Below are 19990 nucleotides of genomic sequence, written 5' to 3' on the forward strand. Positions count from 1 at the left end.
GTACGCCATGTGTGAAGAGACCACCGCGCCCACCGGCTTCGCCGCGCTGGGCCTGTCCGAGCCAATGCTGCAGGCCCTGCGCCAGGTCGGCTACGAGACCCCCTCGCCGATCCAGGCCGAGTGCATCCCCCGCCTCCTCGCCGGCCACGACCTCCTCGGCCAGGCCCAGACCGGCACCGGCAAGACCGCCGCCTTCGCCCTGCCGATCCTCCAGCGCCTCGAGCTGAGCCCGCCGCGCCTGCAAGCGCTCGTGCTCACGCCCACCCGCGAGCTCGGCATCCAGGTCGCCGAGGCCTTCCAGCGCTACGCCGCCGGCCTGCCCGGCTTCCACGTCGTCCCGATCTACGGCGGCCAGAGCTACGGCCCCCAGCTGGCCGCGCTGCGCCGCGGCGTCCACGTCGTCGTCGGCACCCCCGGCCGCATCATCGACCACCTCGAGCGCGGCTCCCTCGACCTCTCGCAGATCCGCCACCTCGTCCTCGACGAGGCCGACGAGATGCTGCGCATGGGCTTCATCGACGACGTCGAGACGATCCTCCGCCGCACCCCCGCCACCCGCCAGACCGCCCTGTTCTCCGCGACCCTCCCGGCGCCGATCCGCCGCATCGCCCAGACCTACATGCGCGACCCGGTCGAGGTCACGATCGCCGCCAAGACCCGCACCGCCGACAACATCCGCCAGCGCTACTGGCTCGTCAACGGCCTCCACAAGCTCGACGCCCTCACCCGCATCCTCGAGGCCGAACCCTTCGACGCCATCATCGTGTTCACCCGCACGCGCCAGGCCACCGACGAGCTGGCCGAGCGCCTCCAGGCCCGTGGCTTCGCCGCCGCTGCGATCAACGGCGACATCCAGCAGGCCCAGCGCGAGCGCTGCATCGCCGCCCTGCGCGACGGCAAGATCGACATCCTCGTCGCCACCGACGTCGCCGCCCGCGGCCTCGACGTCGAGCGCGTCAGCCACGTCATCAACTACGACGTCCCCACCGACCCCGAGAGCTACGTCCACCGCATCGGCCGCACCGGCCGCGCCGGCCGCAGCGGCGAGGCGATCCTCTTCATCGCCCCGCGCGAGCGCGGCCTCCTGCGGGTCATCGAGCGCGCCACCCGGCAGCCGATCGAGCTCATGGCGCTGCCCACGATCAAGCAGGTCAACGACAGCCGCGTCGCCCGCTTCAAGCAGCAGATCCGCGACGTCCTCGCCGACGGCGAGCTCGAGATCTACCAGCAGGTCATCGACGAGTTCGAGCGCGAGGACGCAGTCTCGGCCCGTGACATCGCCGCCGCCCTCGCCCACATGTTCACGACCAACCGCGGCGACGAACCATTCCTCATCCCCCCGCCCGTCCGCCAGCAGCGCCGCTGATCACATCCCCAGCGCCACCGCGCTGGCCTCCACCGTCGCCCGCGTCACCGCCACCGCGAAGTCGAGGTCCAGGTCCGCGACCTCGTCCGGCCCGCCCATGCAGTGATAGTTCGGATTGCGAAACTCCCCCGTGTCCGTCAAGAACACCGCCGGATACCCCGCCGCCCAGAACGACGCGTGGTCCGAGCGGCGCAGGTCGTCGAAGGTCGGCGTGTTCTCCGTCCCCGCCGGCAGCTCGAGCACCGCGCTCTTGATCCCCGCCCGCTCGGCGGCCGCCGCGAACTCGAGCGCCCGATCGTGCGCCAGCGAGCTCGCAATCACCGCGATGAAGTCGCCGCGAAACTCGTTCGCCTCGATCTGCTGGTACTCCGGCCCGAACACCAGCGAAAATCCCTCCGGCACCTGCTGCGTGTTCGGCTCGTTCGAGCGAAACCCGATCATGTCGAAGTTGTAGTTGATCACGACCTCGTCCTTCGCCGCCTGCGCCGACGCCACGTACACCTCGGACCCGACCAGCCCGCGCTCCTCCTCGTCCCAGCAGCCGATCATCACCGTGCGGTCAAAGCTCGGCAGCGCCAGCAAACGCGCGATCTCCAGGGTCGCCGCCACCCCCGTCGCGTTGTCGTCCGCCCCGTGACAACCATCGATGTGGTCATAATGCGCCCCCACCAGCACCTGCCCCGGCTCGCTCCCCAGCCGCCGCCCGACCACGTTCACCCCCGACCCATAATCCTGCAGCGCCACCTGATAGCCATACTCCGCCAGCCGGTCCGCGCACAGGTCCTGCACCGCCTGCCAGTGCGGCGTCCCCGGCACCCGCAGATCCGCGATGAACTCGAGGTCCTCCCGGTACGCCGCCGCATCGACACAATCCGCCAGCGTCTGCGGCGACTCCAGACACGGATCTACCGCCCCGGTGCTCTCACCCCCGCCCGTCGTCGGCACCGCCCCCGAGCTCCCCGACGTGCCCGCACCCTCGCCCGTCACCGACCCAGACCCAGACCCAGACCCACCCTCCGCCGCGCCACCACCCCCACAGCCGATCCCCAGCGCGACCGCGAAGATGATGAGCTCTCGACCGCGTCCCTGCATAGCCAATATGTATCACGAGACCCACGACGCCCTACACCGCCTGTCCAAACCAGGCCTGCCGCGAATCCACGCTGCTCAGCGGCCAGCCGGGCTGCCCGAGCTGCAGCGCGGGTTTGGCAGCGCCCCACCGGCGCCGTACTTGGCGAAGCAGTTACCGTCCGGCGTGACGAAGGTATAGGCCCCGCACCGCGGGTTGTTGCGGCAGATCTGCGCGCACGCAGCGGCATCGGCGGCCCGTTGCACACCGATATCGCAGCCGATGTAGTCGGTCGCGCCCGCCTGGACCTCGCTCGCCGCGGGTGCCGGAGGGTGCGGCGGCACCGGGTCCGCCGCGCCGCCCAGCCACACCGTCGCGCCCGCCGCATCGCTCGCGCCCACGTCGAGCCGCGTCGCCACCGTCCCGTCCATCCAGCGCAGCGTCTGGGTGCCATCGCGAGGCGTCAGCCCGCGCTGGGCCGGGCCCTCCCCGCGGGCCCCAATGTCCGCCGGCACCCGGGCGACAAACAGCAGCTTCTGGTTGTCGATGCGGTCGCCGGCCCGCTTCACCGTCCCCCCGTCGATCTCCTCGATCACGAGCTCACTCTGGAACTGTCCATCCGCCCCCGGGTCGATGTACCGCACCCCTTTCACGTCCAGGCCCAGCCGATCCCCCGCCCGCAACGTGCTCTGAAAGAAGCGGTCCCTGCCGGTGCGAAGCAGCCGGACCTCCTCGGGCTGACCGCTCTCGTTGACCCGCAAATACCAGGTGACCACCCCCGGGCACGCGCTGTGGCGATCGTACACGTCCCACCCGTCCGCCGTCCGCGGGTGGCGGTACTCGAGCACATAGAACTCCCGGGGCCGCTGCGGATCAAACAGCACCATCGGCCGCTCGTCCGCCCCCATCGGCGCGAAGAGCTGGTAGTTGGCCGCCGGCGCGCGGGTCGACACATACCGCGGCGCCGCCCAGCCGAGGCGGATCTTGTGCCACGGATCGAGGTGGGTCCAGATCCGCTGGTGCGGCGACCCACCGCGCGCGCAGCCCATCAGCGTATAGCCGCCGTTCCAGCACTCGCCCGTCCCCCCGGGCCCGTACAGGTCGGTCGTCCCGAGCGTGTGCATCAGCTCGTGCGAGGTGTTGTAGGTCTCGCCGAGGTGGCCCACCGCCGCGACGTTGACCCCGCCGTCCGTCGGGCACAGATCGATATTCTCTAGCAGCCCCCGCGAGCCGACGTTGCGGCACACCCGACGCGCCGCCCCGCTGTCGCGCCCATGGTTGCTGACGGCCAGCACGATCAACTCGTTCTCGTCGACGCGGCCGTCGACGTTGAAGTCGTAGTCCCAAAACGAGAAGCCGGCCTTCACCGCGGCCTCGACCACGTCCGCGTGCTCTTCCGTGTTCACCGGCGTCGTGATCGGCAGCGGCCCGATCGCCCCGGCGCGCACGAAGAAGAAGCGCCCGTTCGCGTTCGACTCGAAGAAGCTGACGACGCTCGGCTCCTGCGACCCGAACACCAGCTTGTCGTAGAAATCGAGGTTCTGGGTCAGCGGCAGGCGGCCGCGTGTCGCCGGCGTCTCGGCCAGCACCAGGAGCAGCGGGATCGCCCTCGGCTTCGGCGCAGCCACCCGCGGCGCCAGCGTCGGCAGCCCCGCCGGCGGCGTCACACCGGGCTGCGCGACCGGCACCTTCCCGTCGAAGGGTCGCGGGGCCCCCACCACCCCCGAGACGCAGCAGCTGTTGGCCACCGGCGCCGACACCTGGCTCTTGAGCCAGCAGCGGGCCATCGACCCCTGCAGCCCCGGGCGCACGAACGTGTACGCCCGGCAGCGCTTGTGGCGACGACACAGGCTCTCGCACACGGCCGGCTCGGGCGCCGGCAGATCGACGCTGAGAAAGTCGCCGCCCGGCCGATCGCTATCTACCAGCGGCTGCTCCCCCGGCGCCCGGTCCACCGCGACCGCCTCCGCGTAGCGCGGCCGTCCTGCGGTCGCTAAATCGACCTGTCCGAGGAGACATGTCAGCAAAACCACCGCGCTCACCAGACCACCTCGCCCCCGCCAAACCAACGAACCAACCATCGTCCGAACCTCCGCGAGCGAATGCTACCACGCGGCCCCTTCGAGGTCGCCGTGGCCCCACACAGCGCTCGCTCCCGTCGCCCCGGTCGTCACAGGCGCTCGTTGACCGAGCGCACGATGTACCACAGCAGGCCGTAGGCCCCGATCTCGACGAAGATGCCGTAGTTCATCGTCATCATCATGATCTCGGCCAGGTCGCCGCCAAACGGCATCCCCTGCCCCATCATCATCATATTGCGCACCGTCTCGAGCCCGATCTCCATCAGCCAGGCGAGCCACCACACCAGCACGAGCAGCACGCCGCCCCCGCCGAACGCGGCCTTCCACGCGCTGCGGATCGTCATCGGGATCAAGAACATATTCGCCACCGGAATGAACCACACCCCGACCGCCATCCCGGGCGAGAAGCTGGCCTGCCCGCGCCGCAACGCGTGGACCTGATATACCCACACCAGCAAGCAGATCCCGATCCCCAAAGAGAGCGCCGGATAGCCGACGCGCAGCAGCGGCCACAGCATCATCCCGAGGTGGATCCCCAGCTTGCCGAGCAGGTACAGCGCGAGCGGCAGGCCAGCGCGCAGCGCCAGCAGCACCCCCAGCAACGGCCCGACGCCCGGCTTGGCCCCGCCGCCGCCCGCCTTCGCCACCGCAGCCGACGCCCCCGCCGCGCCCATGAACGCCGCCGCCGTGATCTCCGGCAGGCTGCGCTCGATGCCGTCGAGCGAGACCCCGAGCACCCCGCCCACGCGCCGCTTGAACGCGTCCAGGTCGAGCCCCGCCGCGAAGCCGTGATTGATCCGCATGCCGTCGGCCCGCAGCTCGGCCAGCACCGCCTCCGTCGGGTGCACCGCGCTGCGGTCGTCGTTGGCGCAGCGCTCAAGGAAGAACACGCTGACCCCGTCGGGCTTGCGCGCCAGCGCGATGAACACCGCCTCGTTCGGGTTCTCCGCCGGCGGCATCGACACCACGATCACCTCGATACCCCCGACCTTGAGCGCGCCCACCACCTCGAGCTTGCTCAGCTTACCGTCGGCGATCGCCACGTGCGGCAGCGGCTTGTCGACCGTCTTGCCCGCCTCCTGCCACAGGTACATCAGGAAGGCCTCGCGCTTCGGCCCCGTCAGCTCGGTGAACATGGTGTCGACCGAACGAAAGGTGTGCGTCGGGATCAGCTGCTTGGCGAAGAAGGTCGGGTGCTCGCGGGGGGTCAGCATGCGATGCCCTGATTATCACAACTCCGCCGCCAACGAGCCCCCCGGGGCCACGCTTGACGGCGTTAGCGATCGCCAGCTCGCTGGCTCACTGGCAGGCCAGGTGCACGTCGACCACCTCGCCCGCGTGCTCGCGGCCGAGGCCGTCGCGCCAGGTGAACGCCGCGCGCTCGACCTCGCAGTTGTCGCGGGCGTCGCACCGGCGATCGCGGGTGTACCCCAGCTCGATCGCCACCAGCCCCATCGCCGCCAGCGACTGCAGCTCGAGCCCGGTGGAGCGACGATCGCCGTCGCCGTCGGCCCACAGGACGAGCTCGCCGAAGCCCGGGTCCTCCGCCGAGATCCTCCCGTCAGCGTTGGCGTCGAGCTCGGCCAGCGCCGCGAAGCCCTGGTCCGCCAGCCCGCCACCGCGCAGCCGGGTCGCCGAGCCGAATAGCTCGTGCCCGCCGTCGATCTGCCCCGAACGGTCGCGGTCCAGCGCCAGCCACGGGGTCGCCGAGGTCGGCCAGTCGGTCGCCGCGCAGCGCCCGAGCTCGAACGGCCGCCCGCCGCTCCCGTACTCCACCGCCGCTCCGTCGAAGCTCATGACCAGCGGCGTGTCGCCACCACACGCGTCGTAGTTGATCGAGGGCACGCCCTGGCTGTCGAGCACGCACTGCTCGCAGTTGCTCTCCTCGTTGTCCTCGGGCCGACACGCCGGTGACGCCACACAGCTGCCCCACGCGTACACCTCGCTGTCGACATCCGTGCCGCAGAACTGCATGCCATTGTCACACTCGCGGCTCGCCTCGAAGTGCGCCTCGTCGCAGGGCATCTCCTCCGCCGCGTCGCTCTGCTTGTCGCAGGCGGGCACCAGGGCGAAGAGGGCGAGGACAGGGACGATGCGATGAAGGCTGTGCATGGCGGGCTCCGGTGTCCGCAGCCTTAGCGAGCCACGTGCCAGCTGGAGATCATGGCGGAAATTCCCGATCGCCAGGCGCCAGCAGGACGCCGCTGTCACACCAGCAGGGCCCACCCGCGGAGCGCAGCCTCACACGCCACAATTTCGCCCCCGCCATATACCCTCCGGCCATGACCGACACCAAGACCCACACCGGCGGCTGTCACTGCGGGGCCGTGCGCTTCGAGGTCGAGCTCGACCTCGCCGCCCCCATGACCGAATGCAACTGTTCTATCTGCGGCAAGTCTGGCACCCGCCTCGCCTTCGTCCCGGACCACAAGTTCACCCTGAAGTCCGGCGAGGAGGCCCTGCGCGACTACCAGTTCAACAAGATGCACATCCATCACCTGTTCTGCACCACCTGCGGCGTCCGCTCCTTCGCCCGCGGCGCCGCACCCGACGGCACCATGATGTACGCCGTCAACGTCCGCTGCCTCGACGACGTCGACCTGGGCGCGATGAACGTCCAGCACTTCGACGGCAAGTCGCTCTGAGCCGCCCTCAATACGCGTCGAGGCCGCTGGTCTGGCGCGCCTCGATCGTATCGGCGTGCAGCGCCATCGCGTGCAGCGGCAGCTCGAACTCCTCGTTGTCGAGCGTCCGCAGCAGCGCCTTGTGCACGAGGTAGTAGACCCCCTCGTGCAGCGCGATCGCCCCGATGCTGCAGGTGCTGTTGTGCCGCAGCGCCGCCTTCGCATCGAGGTCCGTCTCCGGGCACACCGGCGTGCGCAGCTCGATGAACTCGCGATCGAGGGCCCGAAAATGGGTCACCACCACCTGCTGCGTGCGCCCCCCGGGGATCGCAAAGATCAGCGCGAAGCGCTCCTCCTCGTCGAGCGCCAGGCGATACTTGTCGCGCGCATAACTCCTCAGCTCCGACCAGGTGGACATCACTGGCACTTTATCGGCCGCCCGCCGCCGCGGTCAACCGCCGCCGCGCGATCGAGACACCCCTCGATCGCGCGTCCAGAGCAGCCTGGTGTCCCCAGCACCACCGCTGTTAGGCTCGGCGTCCATGGCCGACTGCCCGCGCTGCCTGGTCGAACGACTGCGTCCCCCCGAGGGCGAGCATGACGCCTGCCCCTGCCTCGCCTGCCGCGGCGCCTGGCTCCCGGCCCCGGCCGCCCGCCGCCTCGTCGCCAACCCCTTCGGCCCGCTCGAGTCCCTCCCACGCATCCAAACTGGCAGCAACGCCCTGCGCTGCCCCGAGTGCCGCGCCGAGCTCACGCGCCACCGCGTCGCCCGCGTCGAGATCGACCTCTGCTCACCGCACGGCGTATGGTTCGACCATCAGGAGATCGACCGCGTCCGCGCGGCCGCCGAGCAGCACCGCCGCGGCGAGCTCTCACCCGTCGTCACTACCACCGGGCTCACTGCCGCCGCGACGATCACCGCCGCCGCCCTCAGCTCCTCACCCGCCACCCGCACCGCCTCGGACACCGTCTCCAACACCGACGCGGCCCTCGCCGCCGGCGACGTCGGCCTCGCCGTACTCGAGCTCGTCGACACCGGCGAGGTCGCGAGCGGCGCCTTCGAGGTGCTCGCCGGCGTGTTCGAGGCCCTGTTCAGCGGCCTCTGATCCGCCGCCGTCGCACGCCCAGGAGCCCGAGCCACAGCAGCCACAGCGGCGAGGCCTCCCCGCCCACCGCGCAACCGGGCTTGCCCGGCGGAATGTCCGTCGCCACGGTGCAACCGCCACCACTCGGCGGCACATCGGCGGTCACCGGTGACGCAGGCGCAACGGGGGCCACCGCCGCCACTGGCACAACCGCTGCCACCGGCACAACCGCTGTCACCGGCGCAACCGCGACCACCGCCGCCTCGGGTGGAGCCGGCGCAGGCACAGTCCCAACCCCCAACGCCGTCAGGTCATCTTTCGCGTCGGCACTGACCTTCGTGCGGGTGCAGGCCGACGTCGACAGCCCGGTCGCTTCACCGGCGGCGTACACAACATACGAGCTCCCGACCTCGAAGCCGTAGCCACACATCGACCCGACGTCGATCGTCGACACCTCGGCCCGCGTCGTCAGCTCGCCCTTCCACACCCGCGACACCTCGAAGCGCGCCGTCAGCCGATGCAGCTCCGGCTTGCGCTCGAGCGCCACCACCTTGCCCTCGAACACCGCCGTGCTCCGCTCCAGCGCGACCTTCGGGGCCGGCGGCGCCACGCACGAGCACGCCTCGGCCCGCGTCGGCAACAGCCACGCGCCCAGGAGCGGAAGGACGAGCCACACGATCACCCGGGTACGCACCATCTCGCCACTATACAGGCGTACCCGGCCGCCAGCGAGTTCCCCCGGCACACGGCCGCGCGTATCATCCGCGCGTGCCGCCGCGCCTGCCCCTCGCACTCACGCTCGCCGTCCTCTTCCCCGGCCTCCTCGCCGCCGCCCCCGCGCGCGGCGAAGAGGCCGTGTCCCCCTTCGCGCCCGTGCACGAGCAAATGCTCGTCGGCCTCGACGACTTCACCTTCGACAGCGACTGGTTCCCGATGGACGCCCCGCTGCAACTGCGCCTCATCGCCCACGGCGGCAACAGCGTGCAGATCGACATGCCCGGCGCGGGCCGCTACGACTGGGACAACGAGTCGATCGACTTCGTCGGCGATCCAGACGCCGGCCGCCTCGGCCTCGACATCGGCCTCACCCTCGACGCCAAGATCCGCTTCGACGTGCTCGGCCTGCAGTGGGAGTCCGACATCCTCGGCCCCTACGACTACGCCGTGATCGCCGAGGACGGCTTCACCCCCTACCTCCTGCCCGGCAACCCCGAACGCCCCGTCAACATCGACGACGAGACCGACCCCGTCACCTTCGTCTCCGTCCCCGTCACCCCCGACATCATCGTCGCCGCCGGCAACCTCGACATCGACGCCTACGTGATCGTCGCCGCCACCCTCGTCGGCGACGCGATCGAGGCCGCCACCACCGCGCCCATGGCCCAGCTCGCCACCGTCGTCGCCGAGGGCGAGTCGGTCAGCCTGCTCGCCGGCCAGGGCCCTCTACCCGACCCGCTCGAGGTCGACGGCACCCTCGTCTGCGGCCTCACGACCGACATCACGATCGTCCTCAAGCCCACCCTCGTGATGGAGATCCTCGGCCAGAAGTTCGAGATCGCCGACATCGAGATCCCGATCGACCTGCCCCCCTTCGCCGACGCGATCCGCTTCGCGCCGATCACCATGAGCTTCCCACGCCCACCGCCGCCGCCGCCAGACCCCACCACCGGCGACGGCGACAGCCATGGCAATTCAAGCAGCGACAGCGACACCAGCGGCGAGCCCCCGACCACCGGCGAGGTGAACGACACCGAACCCGACGGCGCCACCACCAACATCAGCGACAGCGCGCCCGGTGAGGCCGGCGGCGCGGACGAGTCCGCGGGCTGCGAGTGCGCCGCGACCCACGAGCAGCGCAGCCCGCCGCTCCTCGCCCTCCTGCTCATCGGCCTCGCGACCCGCCGATCCCGCGCCCGTCGCGACCCTCCCCGCTGAGCCCCCGCTCGCACAGGAAAGCCCCAGCGAGCCCGGCGGACGTCGGCCTGCGCCACTCCCCGCTGCGCCCCCGCTCGCGCAGGAAGCCCCAGCGAGCCCGCTGGCGGCGTGTTATGACGGCCGTCTGTCATGACTTGCCGCCGCCTCTTCACCACCAGCCTCGCCGTCTCCCTCGCCGCCGTCCTGGCCGTCCCGCCACAAGCCCACGCCTTCTCGACGCGGATCCACATCGCCATCGCCAACAAGGTGCGCGACGCCCTGGTCGACGCCGGCAACGGCAGCATCGCCCTGCGCATGGGCGACTACGCGGTGAAGCTCAGCCCCGAGGACGTCAAGGCCCTGACCGACAACCCCCTGTCCTTTCGGGCAGGCGCCATCGGCCCCGACAACATGGTGTTCCCCGGCATGACCGACCCGTCCCACGCGATCGGCCAGCGCCCCTTCGAGCAGTGCGAGCTGCTCTACCAGGCCGCCCTCCTCCCCGACGAGCGGGCCTACGCGCTCGGCTGCTTCCTCCACGGCAGCACCGACGCCGTCGCCCACCACTACGTCAACTTCATGACCGGCGAGACCTTCACCCTCACGCCGATCACCGCCAACCGCGAGTCCGACCTCGACAACGTCGTCCGCCACATCCTCGCCGAGTCGCAGATCCAGGCCGCCGCCGTCGCCCAGGACCCCGCCGCCTTCGAGTCCAGCAAGCTCCTGCACACCATCCCGATCGGCTTCGTCCTGCGCACCTACCTCGACCAGAAGAGCCCCCTGTGGGCCATGATGGCCGCCCACCCCAAGGCCGAATACGACAAGGTCGTCGCCGAGAACCCCGGCGCCACCCTGCCCACCATCGTCGCCGCGATGGACGTCGCCCCGGCCGACCACCTCGTCCTCTCGCCGGTCTACCTCAGCTCGATCGACGGCCTCATCAGCGACACCCAGCTGGACCTGGAGACCAAGATCGCCAACATGCAGGACCCCAACACCCCCGAGGGCGGCGAGCTGCTCGTCACCCCCGGCGACGACGGCGAGCTCGGCACCAAGGACGACGAGACCGACTGCGCCTTCACCTGCCCGCAGCTGTTCGCCGAGTACTTCACCTACGTCGGCCTGCTCGCCCCGCGCTACAACGCCCAGAACCAGCCGCTGCCCTCCGCCTTCGAGAAGATCACCGATGAGCTGCGCAAGGAGCTCTTCAGCTTCCACAGCGCCTACCTCGAGGTCGTCGCCAACCTCTCGGCCAAGCTCAACGAGGCCCCCAACGGCATGAACGGCGAGTTTGGCGTCACCAAGGAGGAGCTCAAGGTCCTGTTCAAGCCGCTCAACGACTGGTCCGACAAGATCGGCACGATCGACTACGACACCCTCGTCTACGCGATCATCCCGGACTGGATCATCGAGCTCGACACCTTCATGCAGGCCTTCGGCATCGACGTCGACATCGCCGCGATCATGAAGGCGATCTTCGACCCCCTGATCCAGCCGATCAAGGACGCGATCCAGAAGGCCTTCATCGAGCAGGCCCAGGTCTTCATCGACCAGCTCATCACCGAGATCGACGCCAAGAAGCAGGTCTACTTCGACGAGTACGAGGCCCGCCTGCTCGCCGCCGCCGACCCACGCCTGGGCGGCCACACCCTCGACCACTTCTACGACAGCGGCCTGTTCGCCCACGCCTTCAACATCGCCGCCACCGCGATCTCCAACCACGCCGCCGTCCTCCCCGTCGGCGACGACCCCATCGGCGTCGGACCGGCCTCCTTCGACGCCTCCTACACCCCCGCGTGGATGCAGGCCGGCGCCTGCGACTACCTCGCCAAGGCCGTGTTCCCGCTCGGCATCGACGTCGCCGGCAGCATGTCCGTCCGCGACCAAAACGGCGACTTCCTGGCCGCCCCCGGCGACGACTCCCCCGTCGAGTGCCACGACGGCTCGCTCATGGCCTTCGCCGACGCACCCAGCGTCGCCGCCTGCGCCGTCACCCGCCTCGCGCAGCTGCTCATGGACCCCCACGGCTCGCTCAGCCGCGCCTACCCGCCGAGCCTGTCCGAAAAGCCAGCCGTCTGCGACGACATCGTCGTCCCAGGCCTGCCCGCCCCGCCGCCGCCCGGCGACACCGACACCGACAGCAGCGCCAGCGACAGCGACAGCGACAGCAGCGGCGACACCCCGACCTCCGGCGACGTCCCGACCACCGACGGCTCGGCCAGCGCCCCCACGCTCACCACCGCCGACGCCAGCACCAGCGAGACCGCCGGCGAGTCCAGCGACGACGGCTGCGGTTGCCGCAGCGACGGCTCACGCGACGCCGGCAACCTGGCCTTCGGCCTCCTCGGCCTCCTCGGCCTCCGCCGCCGCCGCCGGATCCCCATCGCCCTCGCCCTGGTCGCCGGCCTCGGCAGCGTGTCCCTGACCGCCTGCGGCGACTCGGGCGACGCCGGCGACGCCACCACCGACAACAGCAGCAGCAGCAGCCCAGGCACCGCGCCTGCAACCACCGACGAGCTCCCGAGCACCACCAACGACACCCCCACCACCACCGGCGACGCCACCTCCAGCGACATCACCACCGACCCCGATCCCAGCACCACCGACCCCGACGCGAGCACCGGCGACGACCCCACCGGCTCGCAAGCCAACGTCCTGCTCGAGCAGCTGAACGGCAGCGTGTGGTCCGGCGAGCAGACCCGCGACGGCCTGACCCGCGGCTACGAGCTGCGCTTCGACAGCGACTCCCTGCTGTGGAGCGAGCTGCGTAACCCCTATGGTCCCTCACGCGTCCGCGAGATGCGGGCCTTCCAGGTCGAGGCCGACGGCAAGACCGCCCACTCGACCGTGATCATGCCGCCGGGCTGGCCCGTGCACCCGGAGAACGGGCGCATGGACGACTGGGAGATCGAGGTCATCGACGGCGACCCTCGCCGCCTCCGCACCACCCGCGACGGCGCCGTCGAGGAGTTCGTCGAGGGCGAGTGGCCCGCGCCCACCGACGGCCTCACGGCGATCGTCCGCGTCTTCAAGGTCGGCGGGGTGATCGACAAGGGCTTCTGCGACTCCGGGCTCAACGGCTTCGACTACCCCGCCCTGTTCGCCTTCGCCCGCGGCGACAGCGACGAGATCGTCGCCACCGACTACGTCGCCGGCGCCCACCTGCTCACCTGGACCGACCCGAGCAACAATAACCAATTCTCGATCAACGACATCGACGGCTTCGACCGCCTCGGCGGCACCGAGCTCAGCGACAGCTTCAACTTCTTCGTCACCTACACCGGCACGATCAAGCACCCCGGCGGCCCGCTGACGATGCGCGAGGGCGACGACAGCGTCGAGGACGCCGTCTGGGTGTTCCTCGCCGACCAGGCCGGCAAGGGCGGCGAGGCCCAGCTCTTCCTCGAGGTCCAGGGCTTCGCCTGGCCCGACGCGACCCCCGACGCGCCCGCCGGCAACTACCCCGCCGGTGACCTCGCTATCGAGGCGATCGTGGTCCGCTGCACCGAAGCGATCAAGGACGTCGACGTCGAGATCCAGCTGCCGAACAGCCAGTGGCAGCTGGTCGGCGAGGCCCCGAGCACCCCGCCGATCGACCCCGAGCTGTTCCCCCCGGCGATCTGAGCCAACTCAACAGCCAGCTCAACGCGGCGAGCTCGGGCCCTCGCCCTCGAGCGCGTTGAGCATGTCGTCCCAACCGTCGTCCGTGTCAGGCAGCACCTGCGCCAGCTTCGAGGTCCGCCCGAGGCTCGGCGCCACCGGAGCCGTCGGCTGCACCACCGCCGCAGGCGACGGCGGCAACACCGGCGCCGCCGCTGCAGCCGGCACACGCGACGCCTGGATCGGCGCCGACGCGACCGCGGGCGCCGCTGGTCGAACGATCGGCGTCGAAGCCACCACCGGCGCCACCGGCCGAACGATCGGCGTCGAACTCGCCGACGGCAACACCGGCCGAACCGGCGCCGAGCCCAACACCGGCGCGACCGGCCGAACCAGCGGCGAGCCCAAGACCGGCGCAGCGATCGACGCAGCCTTCGGGGCCGGCGCGGTCACCTCGCCCAACATGGCCTTCGGGACAGCCTCCCCCGACACCCCAGACATGGCCTTCGGGACAGGTACCTGACCCGCGGCTGGCATGGCCTTCGGGACAGGTACCGAACCCGCGACTGGCATGGCCTTCGGAACAGGTACCTGGCCCGCGACCCGCGGCAAACCGAGCCCCGGACCCCCGACCACCGGCCCGCTCGCAACCCGGGGCCCCGGGGCGCCCAGCGAGCCGAACAGCGCCGTCCCCGTCGGCGGCGCGGGCCGGGCCGGTCCTGCCGCAGGCGCCGACACAGCAGGCCGCGCAACCACCGGCTGCACCACCACCGGCTGCACCACCACCGGAGCCGCCTCCACCTTCGCCGCCACCGGCTGCACCACCGGAGCCGCCACGACCTTCGCCGCCACCGGCTGCACCACCGGAGCCGCCACGACCTTCGCCGCCACCGGCTGCACCACCGGAGCCGCCACGACCTTCGCCGCCACCGGCTGCACCGCCGGAGCCGCCACGACCTTCGCCGCCACCGGCTGCACCGCCGGCTTCGCCACCTCGACCGGATGCGCCTCCACCTTCACCGGCGGCCCGGGCTTCGCCACCACCTTCGCCTCCGGCTTGGCCTTCGCCGCCTTCCCCTTCTTCGCCTTCACGACCTCCGGCTGCGATCGCTTCTCGGCCTTGGCCGCCCGGCGAGCCGCCCGGCGCTCGTCCTTCTTCACCCGACGACCGCTCTTCGCCTTCTCCTCCGCGGTCGACTTCGCCGGGGCCTTCGCCTTGCCCTCGGCCTCCGTCGCCGGCGCCTTCGCTATCCCCGCCACCCGCACCGCCGCCGGCGCCTCGACCTTGCGCTCGCGCTTCTGCTGCGCCTTCTGCACCGTCCGCATCAGCTTCACGCCGCGCTGGACCAGCGCCTCATCGAAGGGGTCCGGCTCGTCGCCCAGAGCGTCCTGCGCCCGCTGCAACATCACCAGCGCCTCCCCAACTTCATCGCTGCGGTGCAGCGCCAGGGCCAGCGCAGCCAGCACGCGCGGGTGCCCGCCGAGCGTCTGCGCGGCCGCCTGCACGTGCTCCGTCGCCTCGCGCCCGTTGCCCTTCCCGGCCAGCAACGCGAGCCCCAGGTGCAGCCGGTCGCTCGCGGTCAGCGGCCGCTTCTTCGCCAACGCCTGCAGCAGCTCGCGCGCCTGCTCGGGCTGCTCCGCGATCAACAGCGCCTGCGCCTGCGCCGACACCAGCGCCGGCTCATCCGCGCCTCGCGACAGCCGCACCGTCTCCGCGAAGGCCCGCGCCGCCGCCTTGCCGTCGCCGCGCCGCAGGTGCAGGCGCCCCTCCTGCAGCGTCAGCCACGCGTGCGGCGCGAACTGGCGGACCACCCGGCGCGCCCGCACCTCCTGCAGCAGCGCCGTCGCCTCGCGTCGCCGCACCGCCAGCACCCGCCGCTCGATCGGCTTGAGCAGCCCCTGCACGACCAACGGGAACAGGAAATAGCTGACCACACCGCCGACGATGAGCCCCCCAGTAGGTCGGCCCGCGCGGCACGAAGATCAGCGCCGTGGCGATCAGCACCAGCGAGAGGTAGACCCGCGTCGCCGTGCCCACGAACGGCCGACCCGAGCGCAGCCACAGGTGCGGCGGCACCTCGGCGGCAAAGGTCGGGTCCACGCTCAGGGCGGTTGGCGGGGTCGATGCGGTTTCGCTCACGAGGCCCGGACCATGCCCCAAGCCCGCCCGCGGGGCAAGCGGCCCGACGACCAGCGCACGCGACATCGCCAACGTCGACGCCCGCCGCGACCCCCCATCACGCGACCAGCTGCTCGAGCGCCACGCGGGCCTCCGGGCTCCCCATGAACACGATCGTCATGCCCGCGTTCATGCGCTCGTCCTCGTCGGGGTTGTAGCGCCAGCTGCCGTCGCCGTCGCGCAGGGCGACGACCAGGAGGTCCTTGATCTTGCGCGCGTGGAGCTGACCGACGGTGCTGGTGGCCAGCGGCGAGCCCTCGGGCACGAGCACCTCCTCGACCCGCAGGCGCCGCTCCCGGTCGCGCAGCATCAGGTCGAGGAAGGTGACGACGGTCGGACGGATCATCTCGGAGACCATCCGGATCCCGCCGATCATGTTCGGCGAGACCACCGTGTCGGCGCCCGCCCGGCGGATCTTGGCCTGCTCCCGCTCGTCGATGCAGCGAGCGACGATCCGCAGCTTCGGGGCCAGCAAGCGGGCCGAGAGCGTGACCACCAGGTTGTCGTTGTCGCGGCTGAGGCACGCGATCAGCCCGCTCGCGCGCGGCACCCCGGCCGCGCGAAGCACGTCGTCGTCGGTCGCGTCGCCGATCACCGCCGGGAACGGCTCCCCGAGATGCTGGTGGAGCGCCCGCACGACCTCGGGGTCGCGGTCGATCACCACGAAGGGCCGCCGGGTCTCCAGCAGCTCGCCGATGACGTGGCGCCCGGTGTTCCCCGCGCCGCACACGACGGTGTGGTCCTTCAGCTTCTCGATGGCTCGGTGCATCTTGCGCTCCCAGAGGTAACGATCGAGGCCCCCCTCGACCATGAAGGCCGTGATGTTCGAGAACAAATACACGAACATGCCGAAGCCGATCACCGCGTACACGCCGGTGAACAGCTTGGCGGCCGTGGTCTCGACCGGGATGACCTCGCCGTAGCCGATCGTCGTGAGCGTGATGCTCGTCATATAAAAGGCGTCGACGAGCTCCGCCTCGGGCCGACCGATCACATAAAAACCGACCATCCCGATCGAGAACACCAGCCCCACCAGCAGCGCCGTCCGCACCAGCGGTCGCCCCTGCGGCTCCGCCTGCGGCGGCGGCAGGTCGATGTGCAGGCTCGGCGCGAGACGCTTGGGCGAGGCCACCACGGGAACGTTCTACCCTGCAGGCTTTGGCTCGCCCTGCGCAAGAAACCCGCAAGAACTGCGCACCGCCGCGGCCGCGACTTGCAGCAATCTCGGCCCGCCATGCCTCGCCTCCCGCTCCTGCTCGCCGTGCTGCTGACCTCCGGCTGCGTCACCCGCACCCGCTACGACGCCCTCGCCGAGGAGCGCGAGCAGGCCCGCCAGGCGCTCCTCGGCGAGCAGGAGGCCGCCCGTCAGCAGGCCGCCCGCTGCGCCCAGGAGCTGGCCGACGCCGGCGCGCTGACGACAAAGTGCGAGGCGCGAGCCGTCGATCTCAACAACGAGATCCTTCGCCAGGCGGCCGCGGCGCGGGCCAACGAGCTCGAGGCCCAGGACCTGAAGGCCGACCTGCGAACCCAGCAGGAGCTGCTCGCCCGCCTCGTCAAGGACCGCAGCCAGCTCAAGTCCACGGTCGACGAAATGCGCGGAGCCCTGGCCGCCGCCGCCGAGCGCGAACGCGAGGCCGCGCGCCGCGTCGCCGAGTTCAAGGACATGCTCGCGCGATTCAAGGACCTGATCGACGCCGGCAAGCTGCAGGTGCGGGTCGTCGACGGGCGCATGGTCCTGACCCTGCCGATGGACATCCTGTTCCCCAGCGGCTCGGCCAAGCTCGGCAAGGACGGTCGCGATGCATTGCTCGAGGTCGGACGCGGACTGGCCACGATCCCCGAGCGACGATTCCAGGTCGAGGGCCACACCGATGACGTCCCGATCCACACCGCGGCCTATGCCTCGAATTGGGAGCTCGCCGCGGCCCGGGCCCTCGGCGTCGTCCGGGCCCTGCTCGAGGCCGGCATGGCCCCGCAGCGGGTAAGCGCCGCCAGCTTCTCGGAGTATCGCCCGACCGCCGCCAACGACGGCGACGCCAATCGCGGCCGCAACCGCCGCATCGAGATCGTGGTCGTCCCCGACCTCACCGGCCTGCCCGGCTTCCGCGAGCTGCAACAGCTCGCGGGCGGCAAATGATCATACTTCGAATCCGCGGCGAAAATCCTCACCGCGCCGCGAGCCCGCGAGCTCCAGCAGCTCGCGGGCCCAATGATCATACCTCCCGCGCCGCTCCTCACCGCGCCGCGAGCCCGCTGCAGTTCTCCGCGATCGCGATCTCCCGCGTGCTCGCATCGATCGACACGCTCGCCAGCCCCGCCCGCCGCGCGTCGAGCAGCCACAGCGAGGTCCCCGTCGCCAGCTTCGGCGCGATCGAGCTCCCCGCCCCGAGCGTCATATAGAGCCCGTCCTCCGCCCCCGGCTGCGAACCCACGAACAGCGTCACCGTGCGCGGGCAGGCGCTGCGCAGCGTCACCGTCGCCCCCTCCCCAGCCGCGACCCCGTGCGTCGCCACAGAATTCACCACCGTCACGCTGCTCCCCGCCACCACCTCGCTCGCCCCGCCCTCGCCTGCGACCGCCGGCGCAGCCACCACCGGCGCAGCCTCGCTCGTCTCGAGCACCGGCACCATCGGCACCGCCTCGCTCGCCCCGGCCATCACGATCGTCGGCGGGTTGACCGGCGCCGCTTGCAGGTCCTCGACCCCGGCCGTCAGCGCCTGGCTCCCGGCCAGCGGGTGCTCGCCGAGCTCGCGCGACTGGTACGCCGTGCAGCTCCCGACCATGCTGCACGCCGCCTGGTAGTGCGCCTGCTTGCCGCACGCGCTCACGCTGAAATCGCGCACGTAATTGTCGCTGCGCAGGTCGCGGACCGCCACCTGTCCTTCAGGACAGGACATATCCACGGCCGCTTGACGCCGCACCGTCTCCTCGAGCGCGCTGGCGCAGCCCGCCAGCGACAGGGCCCACGCGACCACGAGCACTCCCGGAACGTTGCGTGACACGCCCACCTTGTATCACGCCCGAAACGCCGTGAAAACGGCACCACGCGCACCCAGGGCACGATGCAGGGGCTTGTCAGCCAGCGGCGGACCCGCCACCCTGCGGCTCACGATGTACCTCGCAAGTCCCGCCATCCCCCCCGCAGCCGACTGGGTCGCCGAGGCGACCGCCCTCTTCAAGCTCTACGCGATCCCCTTCCTCTGGCAGGTCCTCGGGGCGATCGCCATTTGGGTGATCGGCGGCATGCTCATCGGCGTCGCGTGCCGGATGCTCAGCGCGACGATGAACGCTCGCAACCTCGACCGCACGGTCACCAACTACGTGGTCTCGGCGCTGAGCATCCTCCTGCGCGTGGTCCTCATCGTCGGCGTGCTCGGCATGTTCGGCGTCGAGTCGACCTCCTTCGCCGCCCTCCTCGCCGCCGTCGGCGTCGCCATCGGCATGGCCTGGGCCGGCCTGCTCGCCAACTTCGCCGCCGGCGTTTTCCTCGTCCTCCTGCGCCCCTTCAAGGTCGGCGACATCATCACCGCCGCCGGCGTCAACGGCCAGGTCAAGGAGATCGGCCTGTTCGCCACCACCCTCGACACCCGCAACAACGTCCGCATCTTCGTCGGCAACAACAAGCTGTTCTCCGACAACATCATCAACCACTCGCATAACCCCTACGTCCGCCTCGAGCTGCGGGCCCAGATCGCCAACGGCGTCAACCCCTTCGAGATCCTGCCCAAGATCAAGGAGCGCGTCCTCAAGGTCGCCAACGTCGTCAGCGACCCCGCCCCCGACTGCGGCATCGTCGAGTACAACGCCGCCGGCACCCTCCTGTTCGTCTGCCCCTACGTCCGCGGCGGCGTCCCCGAGCAGGAGGGCGTCATGGGCGGCGTCTACGGAGCCATCGCCGAGGCCACCGCCGGCCTGCCCGTCCCCGCGCCGCACGCGATCCACCACAACAAGAACTGACGCGGCGAGGCGCCCCCACGGCCCCTCACTGCTTGCTTGCGCGCAAGCCAGCACCGCCCGCCTCCGCTCCCCGGCATCCAGGTATGCTGGCCGCAGAGGTGGGCGATGTCTT

The 19990-nt window shown here is 71.0% G+C and carries 15 protein-coding genes and 1 pseudogene; 7 read left to right on the top strand and 9 right to left on the bottom strand.

Translation table 11 applies throughout. The features are described 5' to 3' along the window. Positions 1–7: 7 nt before the first annotated feature. A pseudogene (locus IPJ59_RS13905) lies at positions 8–1357 on the top strand (DEAD/DEAH box helicase); the annotation flags it as partial. 9 nt (positions 1358–1366) lie between these two features. On the opposite strand, the gene IPJ59_RS13910 reads toward IPJ59_RS13905, so the two are convergent. From IPJ59_RS13910 to IPJ59_RS13925, 4 genes are all read right to left on the bottom strand, one after another. Then, positions 1367–2311: a M28 family peptidase gene (locus IPJ59_RS13910; RefSeq protein ID WP_293263241.1), complete on the bottom strand. Its 945-nt coding sequence runs from the start codon at positions 2309–2311 to the stop codon at positions 1367–1369. A 222-nt stretch (positions 2312–2533) separates the two neighbouring features. Beyond that, positions 2534–4477 (bottom strand): PAN domain-containing protein, encoded by a 1944-nt coding sequence (locus tag IPJ59_RS13915; protein WP_293263239.1) that lies wholly within the window; start codon positions 4475–4477, stop codon positions 2534–2536. A 128-nt stretch (positions 4478–4605) separates the two neighbouring features. Then, positions 4606–5730, bottom strand: coding sequence for a DUF4328 domain-containing protein (locus IPJ59_RS13920; protein ID WP_293272072.1), 1125 nt, complete (start codon positions 5728–5730; stop codon positions 4606–4608). 85 nt (positions 5731–5815) lie between these two features. Beyond that, positions 5816–6628, bottom strand: coding sequence for a hypothetical protein (locus IPJ59_RS13925; protein WP_293272074.1), 813 nt, complete (start codon positions 6626–6628; stop codon positions 5816–5818). Between the two features lie 170 nt (positions 6629–6798). On the opposite strand from IPJ59_RS13925, the gene IPJ59_RS13930 reads away from it, so the two are divergent. Beyond that, positions 6799–7161, top strand: coding sequence for a GFA family protein (locus tag IPJ59_RS13930; protein WP_293263233.1), 363 nt, complete (start codon positions 6799–6801; stop codon positions 7159–7161). A 7-nt stretch (positions 7162–7168) separates the two neighbouring features. Here the strand turns inward: IPJ59_RS13930 and IPJ59_RS13935 are convergent, their stop codons facing one another. Continuing rightward, a complete protein-coding gene (locus IPJ59_RS13935; RefSeq protein ID WP_293263231.1) occupies positions 7169–7558 on the bottom strand; it encodes a type III secretion system chaperone family protein in 390 nt (129 codons plus the stop codon). A 124-nt stretch (positions 7559–7682) separates the two neighbouring features. On the opposite strand from IPJ59_RS13935, the gene IPJ59_RS13940 reads away from it, so the two are divergent. Continuing rightward, the gene (locus IPJ59_RS13940) at positions 7683–8246 is read left to right on the top strand and encodes a zf-TFIIB domain-containing protein (protein WP_293263229.1); all 564 of its coding nucleotides are present in this window, start codon (positions 7683–7685) and stop codon (positions 8244–8246) included. Here IPJ59_RS13940 and IPJ59_RS13945 read toward each other — a convergent pair. Continuing rightward, positions 8233–8790, bottom strand: a complete 558-nt coding sequence (locus tag IPJ59_RS13945) for a hypothetical protein (protein WP_293272076.1) — start codon at positions 8788–8790, stop codon at positions 8233–8235. The two genes, IPJ59_RS13940 and IPJ59_RS13945, sit on opposite strands and share 14 nt — an antisense overlap. Positions 8791–8993: 203 nt before the next feature. On the opposite strand from IPJ59_RS13945, the gene IPJ59_RS13950 reads away from it, so the two are divergent. After that, on the top strand, positions 8994–10160 hold the full coding sequence (locus IPJ59_RS13950) for a hypothetical protein (protein WP_293272078.1): 1167 nt from the start codon (positions 8994–8996) through the stop codon (positions 10158–10160). 129 nt (positions 10161–10289) lie between these two features. Continuing rightward, positions 10290–13766: an MYXO-CTERM sorting domain-containing protein gene (locus tag IPJ59_RS13955; protein WP_293272080.1), complete on the top strand. Its 3477-nt coding sequence runs from the start codon at positions 10290–10292 to the stop codon at positions 13764–13766. 18 nt (positions 13767–13784) lie between these two features. On the opposite strand, the gene IPJ59_RS13960 is transcribed toward IPJ59_RS13955, so the two are convergent. Then, positions 13785–15677, bottom strand: coding sequence for a tetratricopeptide repeat protein (locus tag IPJ59_RS13960; protein WP_293272082.1), 1893 nt, complete (start codon positions 15675–15677; stop codon positions 13785–13787). A 302-nt stretch (positions 15678–15979) separates the two neighbouring features. Continuing rightward, positions 15980–17053: a potassium channel family protein gene (locus IPJ59_RS13965; RefSeq protein ID WP_293263219.1), complete on the bottom strand. Its 1074-nt coding sequence runs from the start codon at positions 17051–17053 to the stop codon at positions 15980–15982. A 102-nt stretch (positions 17054–17155) separates the two neighbouring features. Between IPJ59_RS13965 and IPJ59_RS13970 the strand changes: the two genes are divergently transcribed. Next, a complete protein-coding gene (locus IPJ59_RS13970) occupies positions 17156–18058 on the top strand; it encodes an OmpA/MotB family protein (protein WP_293263217.1) in 903 nt (300 codons plus the stop codon). 97 nt (positions 18059–18155) lie between these two features. Here the strand turns inward: IPJ59_RS13970 and IPJ59_RS13975 are convergent, their stop codons facing one another. Then, positions 18156–18923 carry a hypothetical protein gene (locus tag IPJ59_RS13975; RefSeq protein ID WP_293272084.1) on the bottom strand — a complete coding sequence of 256 codons (768 nt, stop codon included), beginning with the start codon at positions 18921–18923 and terminating at the stop codon, positions 18156–18158. 109 nt (positions 18924–19032) lie between these two features. Here IPJ59_RS13975 and IPJ59_RS13980 point away from each other — a divergent pair, with 109 nt between their 5' ends. Next, the gene (locus IPJ59_RS13980) at positions 19033–19878 is read left to right on the top strand and encodes a mechanosensitive ion channel family protein (RefSeq protein WP_293263213.1); all 846 of its coding nucleotides are present in this window, start codon (positions 19033–19035) and stop codon (positions 19876–19878) included. Positions 19879–19990 lie beyond the last annotated feature (112 nt).

It is taken from the genome of Nannocystis sp., from assembly GCF_016714285.1.
Lineage (GTDB): Bacteria > Myxococcota_A > Polyangia > Nannocystales > Nannocystaceae > Nannocystis.